We start from the raw sequence: 24665 nt of genomic DNA, 5'->3' as shown, positions 1-24665 counted from the left end.
TCAATTAAATCAACCACATTTTTAATAAAATAACATGGATGATCTTTAGGAATCAAGTTTCGCAAGTCCAACGGGACCAACATACTCTGATTTATATTATCATCTTTTAAAACCATGAATAAAACAACCATAAATATTAATGTCTATAATAAAAGATTGTACTTCATAGTATATAAAATTAAAGGAAAATAAATCAATTAAAATTAGAAAAAAAGTTGTGACTTCGTGTCACATCCTCAAATATTAAAAAAAAAAGAATAATAGATTAAATATCAGTTCATCCGATTTAGAACCAAGGTCTTCCAAACATGACATTTCCTCCTAAAAACTAATTTCATAAAGTTTCTAATCAAACTTTTCTAATTATTATTATGAAAACCGGCATATATAAAGTAATTCGAATGTAAGCACCCACTTACACCGTTAAATACTAAAAAAAGACATTAAATTAAATATTAAATAAAAATAAGTATTAATTATTAAAATACGATGAAAAGTTTGTAAAAAAATAAAAAAATTGTTTCATACTATTTAATAGTATGGTACAGCAGCACCGCCACCAAGACCAATTCTGAGCATGACATTACCCCCATGATTTAATTTCAAAAACAAGTTTCCAATGAAACATCATTAGTCATATTATAAAAACGTACAAATATAAAGTTTTTCGAAAGTAAGTACTTGCTTTCATTTTAAATGCTAAAAAAAGATATCTAATAAAAATAAACATTATCATAAAAGGATTAAAAGAGGATTATTTTTCTTCAGTCAAATTAAAGGTCAGAATCCCCGTACCATTTTCTGTGATATTTAATTGATTGCATTTCGGAGTTAATCCTTGCAGGAAAACTTTTCCATCATCCGGCGACATCAAATATGGCAAATATCCATTAATATTAACCGGATAAACAGTTAACTTACCAGTATCATTCACCAAATCTATTCGAACCATATAATCGTTTAAAGTAGACTCCGTTCCCAAATCAAACATGAAGTTACCTAAACTATAGCAGATTGGTTTGCCGTGATACATTTCGATTCCCTGAGGAACATGAGGATGAGCTCCAACGACAACATCTGCTCCATAATCAATCAATTCATGAGATATTTTTTCCTGGTCTTGGTTTGGAGACATTGAATATTCATTTCCATAATGCATTGAAACAATGACGAAATCAGACCCGTTTCCGCGGGCCTCAGATATTTGTTTTTGTGCAACTTCAGAACTATATGCAGAATAACCCGGAGATGATCCGTTTGCATAAGGAAGCATCGAATAATCATATTCTGCAAAATTGTTTGAATCCATATAATTTAATAGGGTGATATTTCTTCCGTTGATTACTTGGGTTACAGGCTTGTGAGCATCAGTTTCATTTTCACCGGCACCTAATGTATTCACTCCTGCGCTGTTTAGATTATTAATAGTATCACGCATTCCATCAATGCCATAATCACATACATGGTTGTTTGCCAGTGTTGCAACAGTATTGTTATTCGCTCTTGCAAGGGGCACATACTCAGGACTGCATTTAAGAGGAACATCACCCTTTACTGCATTTTCAGATGATGTGGCTGCATTTTCAAAATTAAGTATAAACAAATCAACATTAGATGATACATTGGAAACACCTTCAAATGGAGATGAATCCAAGTTTAAAACGTCAGCCATATTTCGTGCAAACATGACATCGCCAACCACAGCAAGTGATACATCCCCTTTTGCCTGTGTTGATATCGGCAGATTATTATTGGTTAAAAATGTTGCAGATGATGCAATTATAATAAGAATCGCTAAAACACCAATAAGTGTAATAGCGAATTTTTTAAAATGCATTATTATTCCTCAATAGCTGCTTCATCCTCACTAAACAATTGATTCAGCATCCATTCAGCATCATACTCTTTAATATCATCATAACCCTGACCAACACCTAAAAACATGATTGGTTTTTTAATTACATAACCAATAGATAATGATGCGCCACCTTTACTATCCGCATCAGCTTTAGTTAAGATTACACCATCAATATCAATAGCTTCATTAAATTTAACTGCTTGTTGAGTTGCATCATTACCAGTGAGTGCATCTCCGACGAAAACAACCAAATCAGGATTGGAAACTCTTTTGATTTTTTTCATTTCATCCATAAGATTGGTATTAGTTTGCATTCTTCCAGCAGTGTCAATTAAAACTAATTCTTTTCCCTGAGCCTTTGCATGTTCAACTGCATCATATGCAACCGCTGCAGGATCTGATCCTTTTTGGTGTTTTATGATTTTTACTCCAACATTATCTGCATGATGAGTAACCTGTTCAATAGCTCCTGCACGGAATGTGTCTGAAGCGGCTATAACTGGAGTGTAACCTTTTTTCAAATAGTAATTTGCCAATTTACCAATAGTAGTTGTTTTTCCGGTTCCATTAATACCAACAAACATTACTACCAAAGGTTCTCCTTGGGCTTTTTTCTCTTCAATCATTTCGGTCATGGATTTACCCGGAACATCAATGATTTCCGCAACTGCATTTCTTAAAGCATCATAAGTATATTCTGTAATATCACTACTTCTTTTAATTTTACGTCCAACAAGATCTTCTTTTACAGAATCAACAACAGCAGTGGCTACTTCCATTGCAACATCCCCTTCTAAAAGTCCCATTTCAAGTTCCCATAATGTGTCTTCCACATGTTTTTCAGAAATTGTCTTTTCACGGACAAAAGAGAATAATCCACCTTTTCCTTCAGGAGAATCATCTTTATCTTTGTCTTTGTTTCTTGACCAGAAGTGAGACTTTCCTTCTTCCTTATCTTCATCTTCGTCTTCAGATTCTTCCTCATCATCATCCTTACTTCTGGACCAGAACCTAGATTTTTTCTCTTTCTTAGGCTCTTCAACCTCAATTTCATCTACTTCATCATCAGAATCATCATCAACAGATTCATCCTCATCATCATCCTTACCTCTGGACCAAAAGTGAGATTTCTTCTCTTCCTTAGGCTCTTCAACCTCAATCTCTCCTACTTCATCATCAGAATCATCATCAACAGATTCTTCCTCATCATCATCCTTACTTCTAGACCAGAACCAGGATTTTTTCTCTTCTTTAGGTTTTTCTTCTGTTGATTCACCAGATTCTATTTGTTTAGACTCATCAACTTTTTTTTCTTCTTTTTTACGACCAAATGAGAAAAATGAACGCTTTTGACCTTCTTCTTCCTGAAGGTTGTCTTCTTGTTTTGCTTCTTCAATGATTTCTTCCTCTAATTTATCACTCGTACGTGATAATTTCTTTTTTAATGATTCAAACAAAATTAACCCAACCTTATAGTTTTATTAAAAAGTTTAATTATAACTTATTTATATTTTTTATACTATTTAAAAGGAATTTTAATTAAGAAAAAAAATAAAAAGAAAAATTAGTTAAATTAATAACTAATTTTAAAATACAAAATTGTATAGTCCTATCTAACTTTTAAATTGTTGAAATTTATGAAGTTAGTTACACCCCATCTAAACATTACGACTCCGCTTGCACCACCATTTAATGAAGCCTGTGCATCACCACTCAGTTCAGATACTGATAATCTTGTAACATCTTCATCTGAATTGTATGCTTGAAGTCCGGTCCAGACCTGTGCACCGTTTGAATTATCAACAAACCATTTTGTAATGCTTTGAATCCATTGAGTATTTTGTTCGTAATTTCCTTTATAAACCATAGGAAGAACAAAGTCCAGATATTTGGTCAATGTTGAATAATCCTGACCATCATAATAAAGCATATTACTTGGTTCAGGCATTAAAGCTGCAGATACAAGACAATTTGGATTGACTGATTTGACTGCAGAAACAGCAGTTTTTACAAAGTAATTAATGGATTCAGCAGCTTTTGGGAATTTATATGCGGTTCCTCCAAATCTTAAATAATCAAAGTGGACACCAGCAACACCAGGAATGCTTGCATAGTATTTAGCTTCATTTACTTTTGAATTGATAAGACCATAGTTGTATGAACCGTCCTTATTAGAAATAGCATTCCAACTTCCATCATAAGCTACTTGCATCCAAATATGTACATTTATTCCATAGCTGCTTGCTTGTCTAATCCATGAAGCCACATTGCTTTCACCATAGGCAGTAAATGCATAACAGTGTAAAAATACATTATTTGTTCCTAGAGAAGCCAGACTGGCCAGATTCAAATCATACATGTCTGAATATCTTACCCAGTATCCAAAGCCATAAGGAATTTGAGGAGTTATTTCAAAATTTACAGAACCTGCAGAGGGTTCATAAATACTATCTCCCGCAAATGAATATTCCACAGTATATGTTCCTTCATCAAAGGCACTTATATCTAAATGAATGACTCCATTTCCATCGGTATTTTGAGTAAATGTTTTTGAACCTATTTTTACAGTAACTTCTTTATAACATAAAGGATTATCAGATCTTAACTCAATATCATATGTAACACCAGAATTCTTATGGATAGTTGAACCTGAAAGAGCTGTTAATTTGGTTGGAACTCTTGGAATTACAGTTAATACTGAAGAATTGAAATTTCCAACAAAGAAATCATCACCATAATAATAGTAAGAGACAGGATATGTGCCTGCCTTTAAATTAATGGTTAAATATGCAACACCATCATCATCAGTTATTCTTGTATAATTCTTTCCATTAATTTCAAAAATCACTTCTTTATTAGGCAAATTATAAACAGAATCAACAGATAATCTAACGCCAAATTTTTCACCAATTCCCTCTTTAACATTAGAAGTTAATGGAATTAATGTAGTCCATGTATTTTCAAGTATTATAAGTTCACGAAATTCTTTGTTAAATTTATATCCTGTTTTATTGAAAAATATTTTAGCATTATAAACACCCGGATCCGCATCAATATCAAATCTGGCAACACCATCATCATCAGTTACGGCAGAATACAAGTTAGAGCCTACCTGCATATAAACAGTCTGATTTGAAAATTCTTTATTGTTTTCATCATACAAGTTTACTGAATAAGTAGCATTTTCAAAAAACATCTCATCATAACACCTAGTTGTTACTTTAATTCCATCATAAGTTTCTACAGTGGACTTTACAGATGAAGCACCGTAAATTGAACTAGCATTATGATTGAATGTTAATGAATAATTACCTTGATTCAAATTCAAACCAAAAGTAGCAACACCAAAATCATCAGTTACAGCAGAATATTTTTTATTACCTATAGTTAAATCAATGGTTTCTCCCGCAACACCATAATTTAGTTGATTGGTTAATGTTGCTTCTATCGTGTCATCATCGTTTTCTTTAAAAACATAATTTTTTGTATTTAATGTTGTAGGAGAATCTGGATAAACTACAATAGTATTGGCCATTTGTTCGCCGGTAATTTTGTTATATGCCGTTATTATATATTTTCCTGCATTCAGATTTATATTGAGTTTAGCATTTCCAGTTCTTTCACTCAGACGATTATAGAAAACACCATTAACATTAAATTCAACATCCTTATAAGATAATAGATTACCTTTAAAATCTCTGACAGTTACCCAGTATTGATGATTATCTCTAAAAATTTTAACCAAATCGCTTCCATTAATTGTAGGAAGTACCCTAATATAATTTGCATAAGATAAACCATCTCTAGGATTATATGCAGTAATAATATAATTTCCAGAGTTTAGATTAATGTTTAATTTTGCTACACCATTTTGATCAGTCTGACGGGTGTAAAATACACCATTAATATTAAATATAACATCTTCAAAATCTAAAACTTCTCCAGAACCATCTAAAAATGTAGCATAATACTGAGAAGCATTTTTATAATACTTAACTAAATTATTACCTTCAATTGTAGATAAAACATTAATATTAACTGTTTTATTCGCAGGCAAATAATTATCATTTCCTAAAAATCGAATATTAGTTAAATAACTTCCAGGAACCAAATTAATGGCTATTGAAGCACTTCCCCCATCATCAGTATTTCTTGTATAATCAATACCATTAATATTAAATACTATGCTTTGGTTGGATAAAGGATTATTATTTGCATCCGATAATTCTACATTAAGACGTGTTCCATTTTTATAATATAAAGATACATCATTTGCATCAATATTTACATCTTCCAAAATAGTATCAGTATTATTTTCTTCAGCACAAACCAAAGACATGCTTGAAAACAATAACACTATTAGAAAAAAGAAAAAAATTTTCTTAATAATAAAACCTCCCATTGTTATATATTTATTACATCATCATATAAATATTTAAAAAAAAGAGAAGTTAATAAACTTCGTCTTTAATTATAAGTTTATTCTTAATATAAAGTTCATTATATGAAGAAAATACTGTATATTCACCTTCTTCTAAATTAACAGATAATTTGGCAATACCATTATCATCAGTTACATTAGAATACACCACATCATCAATTGTAAAATCAATGCTTTGATTTGCATAAGGAGCACCCTGTCCATCAATTAATTTTGCAGCAAAATTACTATCATTTGTGTTACCAACAGTATCATTTGCAAACAGTACAGGAAGGACTTTAATATTATTTGAAGATGCCAAACCATTATACATGGCGGTGATAATATATTCTCCAGGCAGTAAATTTATATTAAGATTTGAATAACCTGAACTATCAGTAGCTCTTGTATAAAATACGCCATTAATATTAAATTCTACATCCACATTAGCTAAAGCATTACCAACAGCGTCCAATACCTTAATTGAATAAGGAGTTGCATTTCTATAATACTTAGTTAAATCATGCCCTTCAACTAAAATAGATAAAACTTTAACAGTATTAGAATACTGATCCCCATTAACCGGATTAATGGCTGTTAATATATATTCTCCAGGATTCAAATTAATGTTTAATTTGGCTTCACCATTCTGATTAGTCTGACGGGTGTAAAATACACCATTAATATTAAATTGTACATCCGCATTAGCTAAAGGATTACCTGACACGTCAATAAATTTAGCATAATATTGAGTGTCATTTCTAAACATTTTAACAATGTCATTACCCTCGATAGTTTTAAAAACTTTAACATTAGCTACTGTAGCATTTTGACCGAAACGGCCGTTATATGTTATGTCGACATTATAATCTCCAGGAATCAAATTGATGGCAATTGAAGCAATCCCATTGTCATCAGCAGTTCTTTCATAATCAACACCATTAATACGGACAATAATCTTTTCACCAACAATCGGATTATTTTCCACATCCTTTAGATAAACGTTTAATTTTTCAGGCCCTTTATAATATTTACTTATATTATTAGCAGAAATTACAGCACCATAAGCATTAGCATACAATTTATTGGAATTGACAAAATTGTTATCCAGTGAATAAACCAAATCAAATTGACCGGATTTAACTGCCTTAAGTGAAAGAGTAATGTAATTGTCACTATCACAATCATTTAAATACCAGACTACAACACCGTCAGTAAATACATAATTTCCTTTAGAAACACTTGCACTGTTTAAATCAAATCCCTGCGGAATAGCAAACTGAACTATAGGATTTGAATGAGGAATATAACTAACCTTATATCTTAACTCGATATTCTCTCCGACAAGAGCTGAACTAATAGGAGTCAATAATTGGAAAACATTAATAGTATTATCGAAAACATGAGTTCCCAAATACAATTTATCCAATGTTGTTGGAATAGAATATCTGGAATAATATTGGCCGAAATAATAAACATTATCTGATAAAGAAGCTGTTGAACGACCAACACCCGCACCATTATCATTTGATGCATAAGAATCTACTGAATAAGACAACCCATTAGGAGAGGTAGTAAGTTTCCAATGATATGTCATTACATTTCTTCTGTTAACACCATAAGCATCTGAATAGTCTATTCTAATACTTTCATCAACAGGATTTGCACCAGTATTAAAGTTACTTTTCTGAGACATTGAATAAACATTTGGACATACAACATACTGACCAGGCAGTAATTTAGAAACATGATATAAATTATTAAAAACTACACCGTAAGTTCCATCACTAGACTTAATAACAAAATGGCCTAAAGAATAACCTGACAGGATACTATAAATTCTTGAAAGATAACTGTCAGTAATTTGATTATTAACAACCATTTCAGAAGCTATGCTCTCAATTTGTCTAAATACAGACCCATCAGTTATACCGCCATTACCAATAAGCCAACCATTTGAGGTTACAATTGCATGTGCAAAATAACCATATCCATCATCTTTATATTGCTTTAAATATTGAATATTCCCCCAATTACCACTTTCAACTATAACATCAGCAGAATCAGTAGAATCACGTCTAACAGAGATAACACCTTCATTATCACTTACATGAAGAACAATAGAACTGCATTCACTTAAATTAATTAAATCATCAGCAGTCTGACCATCATCAAGTTTTAAAGAACCGTCTGCATATTGTTCTACATATCCCACATTTTCTCCCGCCGGTATTTCACTATCCGTTACATTTATTGAATCATCAGCTGAAACAATAGAAATACCTGACAAAAATAATATCAATATGATAAAAATAAAAATTTTTGAATGATATTTAATTTTAACACCCCACAATAAATTACTCTATATGAAGTGATAAAAATAAATTACTAAAAAATCTTATTAAAATTATGAGAAAAAATATAAATTTTTAAAAAAATAAGTTAATAGAAATAAAAAAAATAAAAAAAGTTATAAGTAATTAATAACCGGTTACGCCACCTTGAGCTGCAGCCTGAATTTGTTGAGCTTGACCTTGAAGAGTAGCTATAATATCAGTTACTTGCTGTAAATTAGCTAACATTTTATCTAAACTATCTTCCAAATCTTTTTTCTGCCCAGCAATAATTTTTTTAGCGCCTTCAGCATCTTTTTTAATAGCGAATCCTGCACCAATACTTATAATAATTTCATCAGTGTCTTTAAGTTCCCCTTTAATGAAAGAACCAGCACCTACAGGAACAAAAGCTTCAACAGCTTTTTCACCATTTAAATCATCTAAAGTGTTGGATAATGCATCAACCTCAGATATAGAAGCTTGAATTAATTCAATTTGTTGGCGAATTAAATCACCTTGCTGGTTATATGCATTAATTTCATTAATGAGTTCGTTTAATTTTTGCTGATCTTCCATAATAACACCTCGCAAAGTGCAATTATAAAATTTCTTTTACAATTGGGTCAACAACTTCTTCAGGAGCAATTTCAGTGATTTCAGAAATTTTAATTTGATTTCTGTTAATACCGTGTTTGCTTCCGAAACGTTCATAAATTTTTTCTTCAATATCAGCTTCACTGGTAGCTTTATATTCTTTTACAAATTTATGAAACTCATCGCCCATTACAAAAGTACCTTTAACTCTGTAAATTTTAGTTATCATATTAATCCCTCAGATAATAATTATAAATCATCTAAAAAGCCTAATGCTTCTTCAACTCTAGCCATTTCAGGACCAGTACTGTCTTTAGCAACAATAGCTCCATTTGAATTAGCAATGGAACATGCTCCAACTAAAGAAATTCCTCTTCCAACAGTACCTACATCTCCTTCAACACCAAATACTTTACGAGAAAAGTCAACTTCGCTTTCAACAGCAGTGCTGCTAATTAAAAACCCTTTATTAGTTACGGATATTAATGATCCAATAATATCACTTCCAACCATAGAAGTAGCTTCAACATTAACATCCAAAGTAGATTCTATTGTATTAATAGCATCTTCAGATAAAAAAGGACTTACAATAGCACCATTATCATTAGCTGCGACAATATTTCCAACGGCAGTATAAGTGCCCGGAATAGCTGCTACTTCAAGACCCAATTCTTCGAATTGTTCAACTTCTCTATCTAAAACGTGTGGGGAAACAACAATACCTTTTGAATTAGCTACAGATAAAGATCCAATAAGGCTACTTCCAGAAACAGAAGATTTCACAGCAGGGACTTCCAATATTTCCTCAACTAATTTAACTTTCTCATCAATTAAATTATAAGGAACAATAACATAGTCATCAGTTGCTTGAATGAAAACTCCAACATTTGGATTTCCAACAATATCGATTCTTCTCAACATATTGTCACCTCACATATTAAGTATTTGAAAAAGGTACAATAGCTATTCTGCTAAAGTAGCTTCTACAACACCATCATCATCTTTAACTGCTTTAACAGTAATTTTAGAAGGTATTTTTTGAATACCTCTTGCCCAAATTACATGATTGATTGACTCATCAAGTTTAACTTCTTCAGCTTTCATGTGTTTGGTTAAGAAATTTTTAACTTCCCTAATAGCTCTAGGAGCACGGATAGTTCTTTTAACGTTTTTTACGTTTCTAAGTGGAATAGTGTAAACTCTTTCCATGATAAATCCCCCTATAATTTAAGGCTGTTTCTTCTCCAATGTCTAGGTTTAGGTCTGTATCTAAGTTTACGATTAGTTTTAGCATAAGCCCAGATTGGAATTCTCCTATTTTGTTTGTTTGCTTTTGCCATTCTTAATTTTTTAGCTAATGGTTTATTTCTACTCATTTTTTCACCTGTGAATAAAGTATAATTATTTTTTATATCCTATAACTCGAGTTTGATAATGTTCCGGAAAAATATCTAAAGAATTTCCTCCTTTCTCATCAATCAAAGTCCTTATTTCAACCTCATAATCAGAGCTGTTATCCTTGTTGCTTTTTTCATGAGATATTTCGAAAAGATTGGATGTTATTAATTTAATAGATTTGTGACCAAAACTATCCAAATTAATGTATTGAACATTTTTCCTATCTTCAAGACTTTTTATTTGATTGACATTAAGTTTTGGAGTCCTGTCATCCCTTCTTGTACCGTCGGCAATAATATCGTATTTATCAGCAACTTCTTCAATAACGCTTTCATGAATGAATTTTATCCCATCATTAGGAAATCCATCATCCATAATCATGTCACAGGTTTTATCTAAAATATCCAAATCCAAATCCAATACTTTATGATTAAAACCTAATGAATTTGCGGATTTGCTGGCAGGAATATAAGAATCATAGACACCAAAGTTTGCAGTGCATAATTCTACATCAAGACCTAATCTTTTAAGCATGACAGCCATAAAAGATGAATCTTTACCACCACTATACAATACAGCCGCTTTCATAGACACTATTTCCTTGTAATTTTAATCTCCCTTTTTTGACCAGCAATTTGTCTTAAAAGCACTTTAAGTTGTTCATCAGTTACTTTTCCTCTTAAACTACCGGCCTGAGCAGATTGAATTAATTGAATTTCAATTTGATTAACAAGCTCTGGTTTAGTTAATTTAAGATTAGCTAACCTATTACGAGCTTCAGGAGTCATTATCTGACCCAAAATTTGCTTTTTCTGAGCTTCAAATTGTGCTTGTGCTTCCTGCTGTTGCATTTGTTGTTGAACAGCCTGTTGCTGTTGTGCCTGTTGCTGTGCAGCAGCTTGCTGAGCCTGTAACTCAGCCATTCTTTTTTGACGAATTTCATCAAGATCGCTCATATCAAACTCTCCATTAATAATTAATAGTATTTTGCAAGTTTAGAATATAACCTAATGTTTTCTCCTTAAAGAGGTAATAAGTGAGTCTATAGCTTCACCTAAATCTTCTTTTTGTAATGAAGATAAGGATCCGAATACATCATCAGAATGTCTTTCTTTAATGTCATCACTAAACTCTTTAATTGCATTTGATAAATACTCATGTCCTTCATCTATTTTTGAAACTACATCAAGGTATTTTTCTTTATCAGCATCATCTATTTCAGAATTATTTTCTATAGATGAAGTTAACTTACTAATAAAAGTAGAATGTAAACTATTTCCAGATCCAGATTGATTATCGAATTTTGCAAGTTCAGGAATATCTTTAATGATTTCACCAGCGGTTTTATCTAAAAAAGATCTTCCTTGAGGGGAAACAACTCTTCCGCCTTCAACTTTTTCAACAAAACCTGCATCCTCTAATTGGTGAAGAGCATTTCTAATAATAGCTCCACTACCTTTTCTAAATACTTCAGGAGTTACACCACGGTCTTTTTTACCACCGTAGAAAGTTCTTAAACTCATTACTCCAACAGGTCCATCCATGTATACTCTTCTAATGATAGAAGCGCATCTTACATACCACCAATCAGCATTTTCTGGTTTTCTTTCTTTGTGAACACCAGTTTTAACAAAATTGGACCATGCAGGGGAATTGATTTTATCATTATCTTTAAATTCTTCTGCGACTTTTTTAATTAATAAATCTGCAGGTACATCAAATACAGTAGTCATATTAATTCTCCAATATTTTATTAAATAATTGTCCTCTTAATCCACTGTAAATTTAAGACCTAAAAAATAGGGCCTGTAACTCTAAATTTAAGTAATTTTTAAGGCTTCTTTTTGTAAATTACAGCAACATGTCCTCTAACATCGATTAATTTACATCGAGTTTTTTCGACAATTTCTGCAATATAAGTATCTTTATCTTTAGCGATATTTTTTGCAAATTTAAGTTTGACAATCTCATTAGCTTTTAGTTGACGTTTGATTTCTTCAATAACATTATCATTAACGCCACTTTTACCAATATTAATTGTCATCGCGGAAAGAGCTCTATTCATCATTTCTTTTTTTGATTGACTCATATTTAGCTCTCCTTTTATTTTTCTTTTCCTTATTATAAGGAATTCTCATAACATGGCCACATTCTCCACAAAAAATGTTAACTTTCTCGTCAACGAGCCGGACGGATGAATTATGACCATAGTAAAGGAACTTACCACATTTTTTACAATATCTTCTAGACCATTTATCTGGAATTTTAGTATTATATTTAGTAGATAATTTTCTAGCTAATTCAACATACCTATGGGACCGTTCAGGATGGGTGATGAATTCCATCTCAGCACGCTCAAAAAGGATGTTCATTCTTTCAATAGCTATTTCAATCATCCATTTAGGTCTTTTTCCTCTACTCAAAAATATCCTCCTTAATTGTCGGATATAATATTCAAAAATTGAATTAAAATGATTTGCGCAAATTAAAACAAAAACCATAGTTAAATGATAACCTTAGGTTAACATGAATATTAAAAATAAATATGATTTTTACCATTAATAAATGTTATGCATATATCAAAAAATCAGAGAAAATAACGATAAATCCGAAGAAAAATAACTGACATTAAATGAAAAATAGACCAAATATTTTTAATGAAAAATCAATAAAGTATTGCTAAAAATTAACATGTAATTAATTAAATAAAATCATCAAATAAAAAAAATAAAATTAAATCTATTGATGTATGAGTAACCAATCCATGAAGTCAATTTCACCAAAAGTCAATTCCTTTTTGCCACTAATGAAATCCAAAAGTATAGATACAGCATCATTTATGCTTAAATCACTGACATCCAATTCAAAAACATTATTTTCATAAATTTCTAAACTTTCAGCAGAACAAACACCTAAAGCTTCAGCTTCCAAGTTTTCATGAATTTTAGCATCAGAATATTTTCTTGAATCCAATCTTTTTTCAAGAATTTCAGGCCTGCATCTCAGGATAATTAATTTATCGGCACCGCAGCACAAGTGACTTAAATGGCCTTCAACAATCAGATTTTCAGATGATGAAATAATATCTCCAAGAGTTTTATCCAAGGCATCAATATCAATAATTTTATAGCCCTTATCCTCATCAATACCTAAAACTAAATTGTTAGAAACAGCTAAATCATTGATTTTAACTAATTCCCAATTTAATTCTTGCGATAATTTTTCACTAACAGTAGTTTTTCCAGTACATGGAGTGCCACTAATAAAAATAATATTGGACATAATAATCTATTTTTTTAAGATAATTCTTAAAACATCTTCATCTTCAAGAACATGATCAGGCCCAACTTTCTGACCAGGGAATTTGACGGAAGTTCCCCAAACTTTAGCATGACGGAAGTTTTTAACAAATTCTCTATGTAATTTTCCACATGCATCAATAACAGTGGATCCTTTCTTAATAACTAATGGGTCTTCCATATCTGCTTTTTTACCTTGGGGTTTTAAATAAACTCGAACCAAATCCAAATTATCAAATATTAAATCTTTCAATTCATCAATATTAGTTTTTTTATCAGCAGAAATCGGAATAAAATCAGGAATATAATTTTTAAGTTCTTCCAAGTAGTTTTCATCTACCAAATCAACTTTGTTTAATAAGATTAACATTGGAACATAAGACTTATTTCTGTCCAGTACATCAATGAACTGGTCAATTGTTACATCATCCCTAAATAAAACATCTGCATTATGCATTCCATACTCATTAATAATGGATCGTATAGTTTTTTCATCCAAATGAGTTAAAGGACATGTTGAAGAGACTTTAACACCACCAAGTTTTTTTCTGTTAACAGTTACATCAGGCGGATGTTCATTTGGTCTTATACCAATATTTCTTAGTTCAGTTAAAATAACATTCAAATGTTGTGGATTTAAAGTATCAAGAACAACTAAAATTAAATCCGCAGTTCTAGCAACGGACAATATCTCTTTACCTCTTCCTTTACCACTGCTTGCACCAGTAATAATTCCAGGAATATCAAAAACTTGTATTTTTGCATTTTTATGTTCCATAACTCCGGGAACGATATCTAAAGTTGTAAACTGATAAGCACCAACTTTACTTTCTGCATTTGTTATTTCATTCAATAATGTAGATTTACCAACAGACGGAAATCCGACAAGTACAACGGTTGCATCTCCAGTTTTCTTCATGTGAAATCCTTGGCCTTTATGACCGGAACTGCTACGCTGGAGAGATTCCTCTTTTAATCTTGAAAGTTTAGCTTTTAATTTCCCAATATGGTGAGAAGTTGCTTTATTGTAGGGAGTCTTTTGAATTTCTTCTTCAATATCCTTTATTTTATCTTCAATACCCATTAAATCACCATATATAAAATATAAAAAAAGAGATTAGGAGTTTAATCCTAACCTATTTACGATTTGTATTGTTTGTTGTGTTGGTAGGAGAATTTCCTCCACCAATCTTATCAAAGTTTATCTTCCATAAAGATACACCATTTTCCATGTGAACCATAGTATATACATCTTGGTTTGCACCACCCAATAGGTATAATTGTGTGAACATGGAATTAGCCAGTTTATTATGGATTAATATTGGAGTGTATGTATTGTTCTCACCCATTAAGAATAATGTGTAATTCGCATTTTTAACATCTCCAACAGATTCATTTTTAACCAGATATCCATTTTCAATAACCATTATATTGGAAATATTCAATGGATTGTATGGAGTACCATTAAGGATAATTTCACTATTATTGTATGTGGATAATGCTTCAGTATATGCAGTAGTTGAGTTATTACCCTCTCCTCTTTGAATAACAGCATTAACAAGTAAACCTGATGAATTGAGTAATTTCAGTTTACCAACGGAATTAGGTTCAACAACTACCTGGTCAGTAGGCACATAGTAATTATAGTTTTGAGCACTTTGGTTTGTAAAGTTCCAGTCACCGAAGTAACTCCACCAACCAGCTTTTTGAAGCATATCTGAACTTGCAACAAATATTACAGGACGTGGATTTGCAGGGTGAGTACCATCAACAACTTTTGTTGCCTGTTCATCAGTTAAGTGATATTTGTCAACTAATGTCTTTTTAGCATTTTGAGAATCCATAGGTAAAATTTCTTTAAGAATCTCTGTTGTTTTACCATAATCTCCAGTAACATTGTATAAATCCTGTTGAGGTTTTGTACCTGAACTATCCAGCATTCTGAAAATAGCTGCAGAGTAATCTAGATTACTCGTCGTCATCGCCTGACCCAGCCAGTAAGCACGGTCCCCTGACTGAGAACCCCCATCGAAAGTTACTTGCCTATCTGCAGCAATCTCGAAGAGGTAACCGAAGTCCCACCAGGATGTAATTACAGTATCATTATCAGTATTTTGATTAATCCAAACCATTGCATTCCACATTGGATCGCTTGTACCTGGAACTACATTGTTTGATGTCATGTAAGCACCACAAACAGAAGGTGTTACCAATGCAAGAACTACAAGTGCAACAGCAATGTATTTCTTAATAGGAATGTTAGTAGAGTCAGCAGATTTTTTCTGTTTTAAAAGATAAATTGAAGCTAAACCAATAGCTAATAATACAATAAATGCTATTATACCCCACATAAAATTAATCACTGCTAGTGGAACAGCAACAAGGAAAGTACAAAGAACCACAATTACTGTTAACCAGTTATCATTATCCAATTTATTTTTAAGATAATCTGATACAAATCCTATAAAGATACCAGTCATTAATCCGAAAGGTAAAACAATAGTAGTAATAAATCTTGAACCTCTAGTTACAGCTAAAATAGTAATTAAAGTCCAAACTACAAATAAACAAGTATATAAAACAGTTAAACGTTTAGTTTCAGCAATTTCATCCACAGATTTACCTGAGAGATTTAATTCACCAAGAGATATTTTAAATCTATTACCTTCATCAATTTTTTGAGCGGCTGAAACTCTTTTACCTTTACTTGGTTTTGATTTGGAATCTCCTCTGGAAGTATTAATTTTTCTAAGTTTAAATACTCTTGAAATTAAAATGTATAATACTATTAAACCAGCAAACAATACGGATATTCCACCGATACCGTTTACAACACCGTTCGTATTGGCCAAGAATGGGGAAGCCATACCTGCACCAAGCATATTTGGCATCTGCATCTCTGCTACAGAAATAAGTACGTTAGGGAAACCACCAACAACCCTAGCAGCAGATTGCAATGAAAGCAAGTTAAGTAAACTACCAAATATTCCTACAGTGGTATCAAAACCTCTAAATATAGTAATTCCAATAGCACCAATAACAATCAATAAAATAATAGATAAAAATTCTTTTTGACGAATAAACCATAACAGTTTATTGGAATATTTATTTCTATCTGTATCATCACCAATATCAAATACATAACATGCAATTAAATAAACAACTCCAAATATACCCATTAAACCGACGTAAAAGATATAACCTGTCCAGGATATGGAGAAAAGTCCTATTGAAATAATAGACAAGATTGCATAAATTATTTTTAAAGCAATATTTTTCGTCCGCAAACACTCAACAAAGAAAAATATGAAGAATAGCGAGAATATGTAATAGAACATATCTGTATCGAAAAATCCTGGGAAAGTGTGCGCAAAGTAGTTCGGGGCTAAAACTATAATTAATGTAGCAGCAATAGCCCCATAATCATTAGTTAATCTCCGAGCAAAAATAAATGCAGGAATGACCGCTAATGATGCAATAACTGCACCGGTCCAAAATGCAACTTCCCTAATATCATGAGATCCGACGAATTGATTTACCATATCATGAAGGAACGACGTCAAATATACAATACCCAGCTCATAATTTATTACATTACCGTCGGGGGCATACCTATGCATATCCATCTGCGTACCATTATCGTATTTTATATCTCCTACAAAACCATGATCTACATAATTCTCGGTTAACCTTAAGTTATAATATGAATCCATTTCACTAAAATAAGGAAGACCAGTAGAATCAACATAATTTCCTTTTATTTCATTAGGAAGTAAATTGAGATCAGCTGCAGGAGCTCTTAATGCAAAAACAACAGCTAAAAGAATCAATATAATGATTACAGATTTAGCTACTGTTATTATTGTATCTCTATTCATTAAAATCCTCTATTTCAGTTTTTTAAATTTAAATTAATTATAAGAGTAATTGAACTATAACATAATATTATTATATTCTTAGATTATACATGGACATAAGATTATTAAACATACCCATGTTTTAGGTTCATAATCTCTAAACTAAATATTACATTTAGTTATATTGATAAACAATGCAATTTAATTCGAAGAATTAATTTATATCGCATTTAGATAAAAATATAAACCACATATAATGGAACATATTTTTATTAAGAATAGATATAATGTTTAACATTATTAAATATTTTGTATTTAAAGCTATAATATGAAAAATAAGAAAATATTGAAAAAAATCAATTTTTCAAATATTATTTTTTAAGTTTGTATTTAAGTTCATCCAATGCACAGGTAAATCTGCATCTAGGAAAACCTTTACAACCAACAAAATCACCATAACGTCCAGAACGTTTAATCAAATCTTTTCCACACTCCGGACATTTGCCAACGACTTCAATCTGCATTGGTTCAAGATGTTCTTTACCACAATTAGAATCAAGACATGCATGTTTAGGCGGTTTACTGCCAAAGGAAATTATAGGCAAACCGCATTTGTCACATGTTTTCTTTAAGAAACGTGCACCTTTTGGAATTGAATAAGTGTTATTACAATCAGGATAATTTGAACAACCTACAAAATAGCTTTTATTTTTAGGAGAGTATCTTTTAATGAGATTTCCACCGCATTTACATTTACCGACAATATTACTTTCCTGATAGGCATCATAAAGTTTAGAACCAATTTCATCGGTGTTTTTATCAATGTCAACTAAAATTTCTTTAACGTCTTTTTCTCCTTCATCTATTACGCTTTTTCTGGTTGTTATTTCTTTATTGATACCATCTAACTTTTCTTCCAAATCCCTAGTTAATTCTTCACTGGTTAGATTATTACAATAGCTGCCTAATGTATCAATAAGATTCATACCCAACTGATTAACAGAAATTTTATTTCCATCTATATATTTACGATCATATAACTTATCAATGATATCTGCACGAGTTGCTTTAGTACCGAGTTCTCTTTTTTCCAATTCCTTAATTAAAGAAGCCTGGTTATAACGTGCAGGAGGTTTAGTTTCTTTTTCATCAGAAATAAGTTCCTTAACACTCATAGTGTCGCCTTCTTTAATTTCAGGGAACTTATCATTATCAATTTTTCTAAATGGATAATGTTCCATCCATCCCTTATGAGTAACTCTTCTGCGTTTAAAGCGGAATTTTTCTCCTTCAATATCCAAAGTAGTGTTCATGGATTCAAATTCAGCAGCTTCGAAAAATACTGCAATGAATCTATAAACAATCAAATCATAAATCTTCTGTTCATCTTTAGACAAACGAGAAGGTAAAATTCCAGTAGGGTGGATAGCAGGGTGTGCTTCATCATCCTTTTTACCATTATTAGGTTTTAATTTAGAAGGTAATTGAGAAATATGTTTTGAATAATCCTTGTCCTTAGATAATTGTTTAAAAATAGATGGGAAATCTAAACTTTCAGGTAATTTTTGAGATGAAGTACGTGGATAGGACGTATAACCTGAACTGTAAAGATTTTGAGCAATAACCTGAGTTCTTTTAGGAGTAAAACCAAATACATTGTAAGCTTCAGACTGTAAACCTCCTAAATTAAATGGAACCGGAGGCCTGGTTTTTGAATTGGAAAGCTCAATGTTGTCAACAGTTGCATCTTTGTCCTGACATTTATTAAAAATCTCTTCAGCTCTTTCACGGTCAAAAATATTCCCGTCAACATGTTTGATTTCAATGTCTTCAAAATCAAGAATAGCTTTAATAACCCAATATGGTTCCGGCACAAATTCTTCAATTTCTTTTTCACGATCTACCAAAATGGATAATGTAGGTGTCTGAACACGACCAACAGATAATTTTAAAAATCGTTTTTTAGATTTGCGAACTGCATTTGATAATGCAATTGAAATATTCATACCAAAATAATAATCCAGGATATGACGAGCAATACCATTGTCTACCTGATGCATATCAATTTTTATTTTATTATCATATGCTTCAATAATATCTTTTTTAGTCAAAGTAGAAAATTTCATACGAGATGCTTTTGATAAAGAATCTTGACCACAGGCATATTTTAAAGCATTATACCCAATCAAAGTACCTTCAACATCATAATCGCAAGCATGAACATAAGAATCGGCACCTTTTCCAAATTTTTGGATAGCCCTAACATAATCCCTAGTATAACCACTAGCTTTTTTATTTACTTCATATGCCGGTGCCCAGTGCAAATTAAATGAAATGCTGCTTTTTGAAGTATTTGGAATTAAAGAGTACAAATGACCAACACCAGATAAAACAGTGATATCTTTAGAATCCCTGTTTAAAGTCCAGTATTTAATTTTTTTATTATAAAAATTCTTTTTAGCCTTTGAAGATAAAGCTTTTGCTATTTTTTCAGCAGAACTAGGTTTCTCACAAATAATTACTTCATGCATTCTAACAATTACCTCACACATTTTCTCAATATAGATAAAATATAGAATACATTATCATATATAAAAATTTCTATGAAAAAATAATATGACCAATAAATTATAAGTATGATTAAACACCCTAAAAATAGAAAATTAATTATTTTTAATAATATACAAGAATATTTCAGTTTATTTGAGCATTAAATGAATTAAACATGTTAAATAAGAAAAATAAATTATAGAACGTCTTTAATATCCAGTACCGGAGTGCCGTTTAACATGTCAACCCCATTAAATTTAATGACATTGCCATCAATCGATTTTATTTTAATTGTGGAAACACCAATAGGATTTGGCCTATTTGGTGCATGAGTTGAAAATAGTCCCTTTATCGGGCCATTTCCCATGAAAGGAACTCTTTGCTTAAATCCTTTTGATTTGTGGAAATAAAATAAAACCATATACTCTTCACCAACTTCCATACTGGACATGCTTTCCAAGAATTCTTCATTGATAACCATTTCTGCATCAACATCCATAGATTCTCTAGGAGATTTTGGCATATTCCCGGCATCTTCATACGGAGACTTAATATATCCAATAGGTTTAAATACTATTTCTTCACCCATAATATCATCTTATATTTTTTGTATTAATCTTTGTACATAGAGATTATTAAAAATTATAGTAACCGATAAAAAAAAAGCAGCACTTACAGTTAAATTAAATATAGATTATTTATATTGTGATAGTTCAAAGTTAAAAAAAAAAGTTTAAATGGAAATTATATGTTTCCATCAATTAATTTAATTAGTTTACCATGTCGGAATCTATTTGGTTTACAATTTCACCATTAGGACCGATTAAAACTAATTTTACATAATAATCGTCACTATTTACGTGAACATTGAAATAACAGGTTCCTGAAGATCCCATACAGTCCGGGTGGTCTGCAACAAATTTGTCAAAACTAACATCCGCACCATGAGTTTCTGGGCTAACTTCCCAGTGGTATGCAGTACCTGCAGTATATGGCACAGACATGACAAAACTACCATTGTTGAGTATTATGCCTGGATCGTTGGTATGAACAAAAGTAGCATCATTAAAAAAACCAGAGTCATGAGTATTATTTGTATTAACATCAGTTGCAGATATAGCACTTATACCAACTAATAGTGAGAAAACTACTAATGAAATTAGTGCTACATGAATTTTATTTTCAAAATGTAATTTCATATTTATCACCTCAAATTTTTTTTATAGTATATTGCACTCGAATATGGGTGCGCAATAATCATGTAATATATAATTTACATTCATGACATATAAACTTTACGTTTACCCAAATTTATGAAAAATTATAATATTCTTCAAAATATGGTAAAACAATTAAAACAAGTTTATAAAAATATAAATGACAATATATTTTATAAATTTGGTTAAAAAAATATAATCATTATGTAAACATTATTCTAACTAAATTAAACAATAATTTTAAAAAAATTGGCGAATTTAAAAATTAAATATGAAAAAATTAAGTAGAAATTATAAATCTTCTCTGAAAAAAGAATAAAATTCTGCACAAAAATCACAAATAGGATATTTACCATTACGATAATAAGCCAATTCTGATTTATTCATGTCAAATTCTTTACCACATAAAAAACAGGTTTCTATTTTCTCTTCAGACATAATATAACCAACTAAAAAAAAGTAAAAAAAATATAAATTAAAAATTTAATTTATATTATATTTTTGTAAAAGCAAGAGCTCTTCAGTAGATAATTTTCCACCTTGTTTGAATTTTTCAAAGATTTCTTCAGCTCTTTCTTTTTCTTCACGGTTTTTGTTAGAACCGGAAGAAGGTTTTTTATCAGATCTTCTTTTTCTAGGTTTTCCAGAACCTAACTTCTTATTAATAACATGAATATCGCTTAATACAGATTTAAATTCTTCATGTTTTGCAGAAGCATTATTACGAGCTTCAATGAAATTTTTATGTGCTTCATCAGCTGCGGTTCTGATATCATCAGTTTTTCTGAAGTAAGTTAACATTTCTTCGTGAGCAGCTTGTGCCTGTTCGGAAAGTGTAATAACTTTTTCGTGCTCTTCTTCAGATAATTTTCTTAATTCTTGAGCTTCTTCTTTAACTGATTCGTCTTCTTGGATATCCATTAATTGTTTTCTTAAATCGTTAGCATTTTTAACGAGTTGGTTTTCTTTTTTGATATCTAAAACGCGAGTTTCAATAATTTTATCGATTTTTTTAATTTCATTTTCGATTTTAACTTTATCACGTTTACCAGAAGACCATTCTAAACTTTTAATCTGATTGTTTGCATCGTTACGAGCTTTTTTAGCTTCTTCAACTTCTTTGTTGATTTCATTACGTTGGTTTCTGAATTCAATAGCTTTGTTTAAATTTTCTTTTAATGATGCATTTAATTCATCACGGATTTTACGTTGTTCTTTAGCTACTTTATTGAATTCTTCCCTTTCTTCAGCAATTTGAGCTATTTCAGCTTCTTTTTCATCTTTTTGTTTTCTTACACCTTCCATAGTGTCAGCAAGAACAAATTCAGATTTTGGAAGATCGTTTTTGGATTTTTTAGCATCAGTTTTTTCCTCATCTTGAGGTTCTTCAGCATCTTCTACTTCTTCAACTTCTTCAGCAGGAGCTTCTTCAGCATCCTCAGCTTCAACTTCTGCATCTTCTACTTCTTCAACTTCTTCAGCAGAAGCCTCTTCAGCAGCTTCGGTTTCAACTTCTTCAGCAGGAGCTTCTTCATTTTCAACAGCGTCGTTTTCAGTATCGTCAGTGGTTATTTGATTAAGAATTTCATCTAAGACTTTAGTTAAGTCTTTTTCATCTACTACAATATCAGCTATTTCTTTTACAGAATCTTTTGCATTGAATGCGATTCCGCAACCAGCTGATTCAATCATGGAAATGTCATTTGCGCCATCTCCAACTGCAACTACTTCATCTAATGAAATACCTGCATCATCAACATGGTCTTTTAAAACATCTAATTTAGAACCAGATACTAAAGGACCAGTCACTTCACCAGTTAATTTACCATCTTCGACTGTGAAACTATTGGTATAGACTTTGTCAACACCAAGTTTTTCTTTAACCTTTTCAGCCACTACATCAAAACTACCACTGATGATAACTACATCAACATCTTTTTCTTTCAAACATGCGATAGTTTCACTAGCACCATCCATTAACGGAAGTTCGTCTGCGAGTTCTTCGATTTCTTCGATAGAGGTTCCTTCTAAAAGTTGGACTCTTTCTTTAATAGAAGTTTCAAAGTCAATTTCACCTTGCATAGCTTTTTCAGTAATTTCAGCTATTTCCTCTTCAACATTTGCTAATTTTCCTATCTCATCTATTGCTTCACCATCAATAATAACGTTATCTAAGTCAAATACTACAAGTTTAATCAATAATACCACCAATTATATTAAATCTAGCTCACTTAATCTATCGTAAGCTCTTTCGACACCTAATTTAGCGTCGCTTTTTGTTTTTGCTCCGGTACAAACAACTTTACCAGAACCAAACAATAATAGCACAACTTTAGGGTCAGATAATCTGTATACTAAACCAGGGAATTGTTCTGGTTCATATTCAGTATCTTCAAGTTCTAAAGCTACTGCTTCTAAATTTAATGTGGATTGCAAATTTGCAGATGCCACAATATTTTGAATTTTAATTTCAAATTCATGAGGAATTTCTGTATCAACTTCCCTCATTAAATCTACAGTTTTTTTGATTGCTAATTTAGAATCATCTATAGATTTTGCTCCAGTACAAACAAGCTTACCAGAGCTAAAAATTAACGCTGCAGTTTTAGGATCTTTAAGTTTGAAAACTAATCCTGGAAACTGTTCACGATTAAAATTAACACCTTCTAAAGCTTGGGATACATCAGTCAGGACAATATCCTTCCCAATGCTTGCGGAAGCTACAATGTTTTCTATTTTAATGTCAACATCGGTCAAATTAAAACCTCCAATTAAGTTTTTAAAAGTAGTAAGTAAAAATTAAGAAAACAAAAATTAAATTTTTACTAATAAAATATTTTATTTATATAGTATATAAACTTATGTTTATTTAAATATATTAAACAAAAAAATTAAAATTTGAAAAATTTTAAATAATTAACTAATGGGGAAATTAACATGATAGAAGTTGAAGTTAAAGCAAAAATTGAAAATTTTGATGATATGAAAAAAAAGTTAGAAAATCTTGGTGCTATAAAAAGTAAAAAAGAATTTCAAGAAGATATATATTTTAACAGTCCAATTGTAGATTTTGCAAATACAGATGAGGCCTTAAGAATAAGAACAACAAAAGAAAATGAAAAAACAAACATATTTA

General features: G+C 31.0%; 23 protein-coding genes and 1 pseudogene. 1 reads left to right on the top strand and 23 read right to left on the bottom strand.

The features are described 5' to 3' along the window. Positions 1-754: 754 nt before the first annotated feature. The 23 genes and pseudogenes from ACKI5C_RS05580 to ACKI5C_RS05470 all read right to left on the bottom strand — a co-directional run bounded on the left by ACKI5C_RS05580 (position 755) and on the right by ACKI5C_RS05470 (position 24286). Positions 755-1837, bottom strand: coding sequence for a CapA family protein (locus ACKI5C_RS05580; protein WP_407432191.1), 1083 nt, complete (start codon positions 1835-1837; stop codon positions 755-757). Between the two features lie 2 nt (positions 1838-1839). Next, positions 1840-3315, bottom strand: a complete 1476-nt coding sequence (ftsY, locus tag ACKI5C_RS05575) for a signal recognition particle-docking protein FtsY (RefSeq protein WP_407432190.1) — start codon at positions 3313-3315, stop codon at positions 1840-1842. 152 nt (positions 3316-3467) lie between these two features. Further along, entirely contained in the window at positions 3468-6197 is a 2730-nt protein-coding gene (locus ACKI5C_RS05570; RefSeq protein WP_407432189.1) for a hypothetical protein, read from the bottom strand. A gap of 112 nt (positions 6198-6309) precedes the next feature. Further along, the gene (locus ACKI5C_RS05565; RefSeq protein WP_407432188.1) at positions 6310-8568 is read right to left on the bottom strand and encodes an Ig-like domain repeat protein; all 2259 of its coding nucleotides are present in this window, start codon (positions 8566-8568) and stop codon (positions 6310-6312) included. Positions 8569-8758: 190 nt separating this feature from the next. Next, a complete protein-coding gene (gene pfdA, locus ACKI5C_RS05560; RefSeq protein ID WP_296808191.1) occupies positions 8759-9190 on the bottom strand; it encodes a prefoldin subunit alpha in 432 nt (143 codons plus the stop codon). Positions 9191-9212: 22 nt separating this feature from the next. Continuing rightward, positions 9213-9437 (bottom strand): 50S ribosomal protein L18Ae, encoded by a 225-nt coding sequence (gene rpl18a / locus ACKI5C_RS05555; protein WP_407432187.1) that lies wholly within the window; start codon positions 9435-9437, stop codon positions 9213-9215. 20 nt (positions 9438-9457) lie between these two features. Then, positions 9458-10129: a translation initiation factor IF-6 gene (locus ACKI5C_RS05550; protein ID WP_407432186.1), complete on the bottom strand. Its 672-nt coding sequence runs from the start codon at positions 10127-10129 to the stop codon at positions 9458-9460. Positions 10130-10171: 42 nt separating this feature from the next. Next, positions 10172-10417 (bottom strand): 50S ribosomal protein L31e, encoded by a 246-nt coding sequence (locus ACKI5C_RS05545; RefSeq protein ID WP_058740110.1) that lies wholly within the window; start codon positions 10415-10417, stop codon positions 10172-10174. 11 nt (positions 10418-10428) lie between these two features. Next, positions 10429-10584: a 50S ribosomal protein L39e gene (locus tag ACKI5C_RS05540; RefSeq protein WP_004032463.1), complete on the bottom strand. Its 156-nt coding sequence runs from the start codon at positions 10582-10584 to the stop codon at positions 10429-10431. A 25-nt stretch (positions 10585-10609) separates the two neighbouring features. Next, complete coding sequence (locus ACKI5C_RS05535; protein ID WP_407432185.1) at positions 10610-11194, bottom strand: hypothetical protein; 585 nt, start codon at positions 11192-11194, stop codon at positions 10610-10612. Positions 11195-11199: 5 nt separating this feature from the next. Continuing rightward, a complete protein-coding gene (locus tag ACKI5C_RS05530; RefSeq protein WP_296798049.1) occupies positions 11200-11562 on the bottom strand; it encodes a DNA-binding protein in 363 nt (120 codons plus the stop codon). Between the two features lie 342 nt (positions 11563-11904). Next, positions 11905-12339 (bottom strand): annotated as a pseudogene (locus tag ACKI5C_RS05525) (30S ribosomal protein S19e); the annotation flags it as partial. A gap of 98 nt (positions 12340-12437) precedes the next feature. Next, positions 12438-12695: a YhbY family RNA-binding protein gene (locus ACKI5C_RS05520; RefSeq protein ID WP_407416498.1), complete on the bottom strand. Its 258-nt coding sequence runs from the start codon at positions 12693-12695 to the stop codon at positions 12438-12440. Next, the gene (locus ACKI5C_RS05515; protein WP_296798046.1) at positions 12664-13029 is read right to left on the bottom strand and encodes a ribonuclease P protein component 4; all 366 of its coding nucleotides are present in this window, start codon (positions 13027-13029) and stop codon (positions 12664-12666) included. Before ACKI5C_RS05515 ends, ACKI5C_RS05520 begins: the two co-directional genes overlap by 32 nt. 316 nt (positions 13030-13345) lie before the next feature. Continuing rightward, the gene (locus tag ACKI5C_RS05510) at positions 13346-13888 is read right to left on the bottom strand and encodes an adenylate kinase family protein (protein ID WP_407432184.1); all 543 of its coding nucleotides are present in this window, start codon (positions 13886-13888) and stop codon (positions 13346-13348) included. Between the two features lie 6 nt (positions 13889-13894). Beyond that, positions 13895-14989 (bottom strand): GTP-binding protein, encoded by a 1095-nt coding sequence (locus tag ACKI5C_RS05505; protein WP_296798042.1) that lies wholly within the window; start codon positions 14987-14989, stop codon positions 13895-13897. Positions 14990-15041: 52 nt separating this feature from the next. After that, entirely contained in the window at positions 15042-17783 is a 2742-nt protein-coding gene (locus tag ACKI5C_RS05500; RefSeq protein WP_407432183.1) for an STT3 domain-containing protein, read from the bottom strand. A 350-nt stretch (positions 17784-18133) separates the two neighbouring features. Further along, positions 18134-20293 carry a DNA topoisomerase I gene (gene topA / locus ACKI5C_RS05495; RefSeq protein ID WP_407432182.1) on the bottom strand — a complete coding sequence of 720 codons (2160 nt, stop codon included), beginning with the start codon at positions 20291-20293 and terminating at the stop codon, positions 18134-18136. A gap of 215 nt (positions 20294-20508) precedes the next feature. Beyond that, a complete protein-coding gene (tsaA, locus tag ACKI5C_RS05490) occupies positions 20509-20901 on the bottom strand; it encodes a tRNA (N6-threonylcarbamoyladenosine(37)-N6)-methyltransferase TrmO (RefSeq protein ID WP_407432181.1) in 393 nt (130 codons plus the stop codon). 181 nt (positions 20902-21082) lie between these two features. Then, the gene (locus ACKI5C_RS05485) at positions 21083-21511 is read right to left on the bottom strand and encodes a hypothetical protein (protein WP_407432180.1); all 429 of its coding nucleotides are present in this window, start codon (positions 21509-21511) and stop codon (positions 21083-21085) included. 309 nt (positions 21512-21820) lie between these two features. Continuing rightward, a complete protein-coding gene (locus tag ACKI5C_RS05480) occupies positions 21821-21967 on the bottom strand; it encodes a hypothetical protein (RefSeq protein ID WP_296890306.1) in 147 nt (48 codons plus the stop codon). Positions 21968-22012: 45 nt separating this feature from the next. Continuing rightward, a complete protein-coding gene (serB, locus tag ACKI5C_RS05475; protein ID WP_407432179.1) occupies positions 22013-23728 on the bottom strand; it encodes a phosphoserine phosphatase SerB in 1716 nt (571 codons plus the stop codon). 12 nt (positions 23729-23740) lie between these two features. Continuing rightward, complete coding sequence (locus ACKI5C_RS05470; RefSeq protein ID WP_058740120.1) at positions 23741-24286, bottom strand: TATA-box-binding protein; 546 nt, start codon at positions 24284-24286, stop codon at positions 23741-23743. A gap of 180 nt (positions 24287-24466) precedes the next feature. Here ACKI5C_RS05470 and cyaB point away from each other — a divergent pair. After that, the coding region (gene cyaB, locus ACKI5C_RS05465; RefSeq protein ID WP_407432178.1) for a class IV adenylate cyclase at positions 24467-24665 on the top strand (199 nt) is incomplete at its 3' end.

Source organism: Methanobrevibacter sp. (assembly GCF_045646045.1).
GTDB lineage: Archaea > Methanobacteriota > Methanobacteria > Methanobacteriales > Methanobacteriaceae > Methanocatella.
This window is presented reverse-complemented; position numbering and strand designations above follow the sequence as displayed.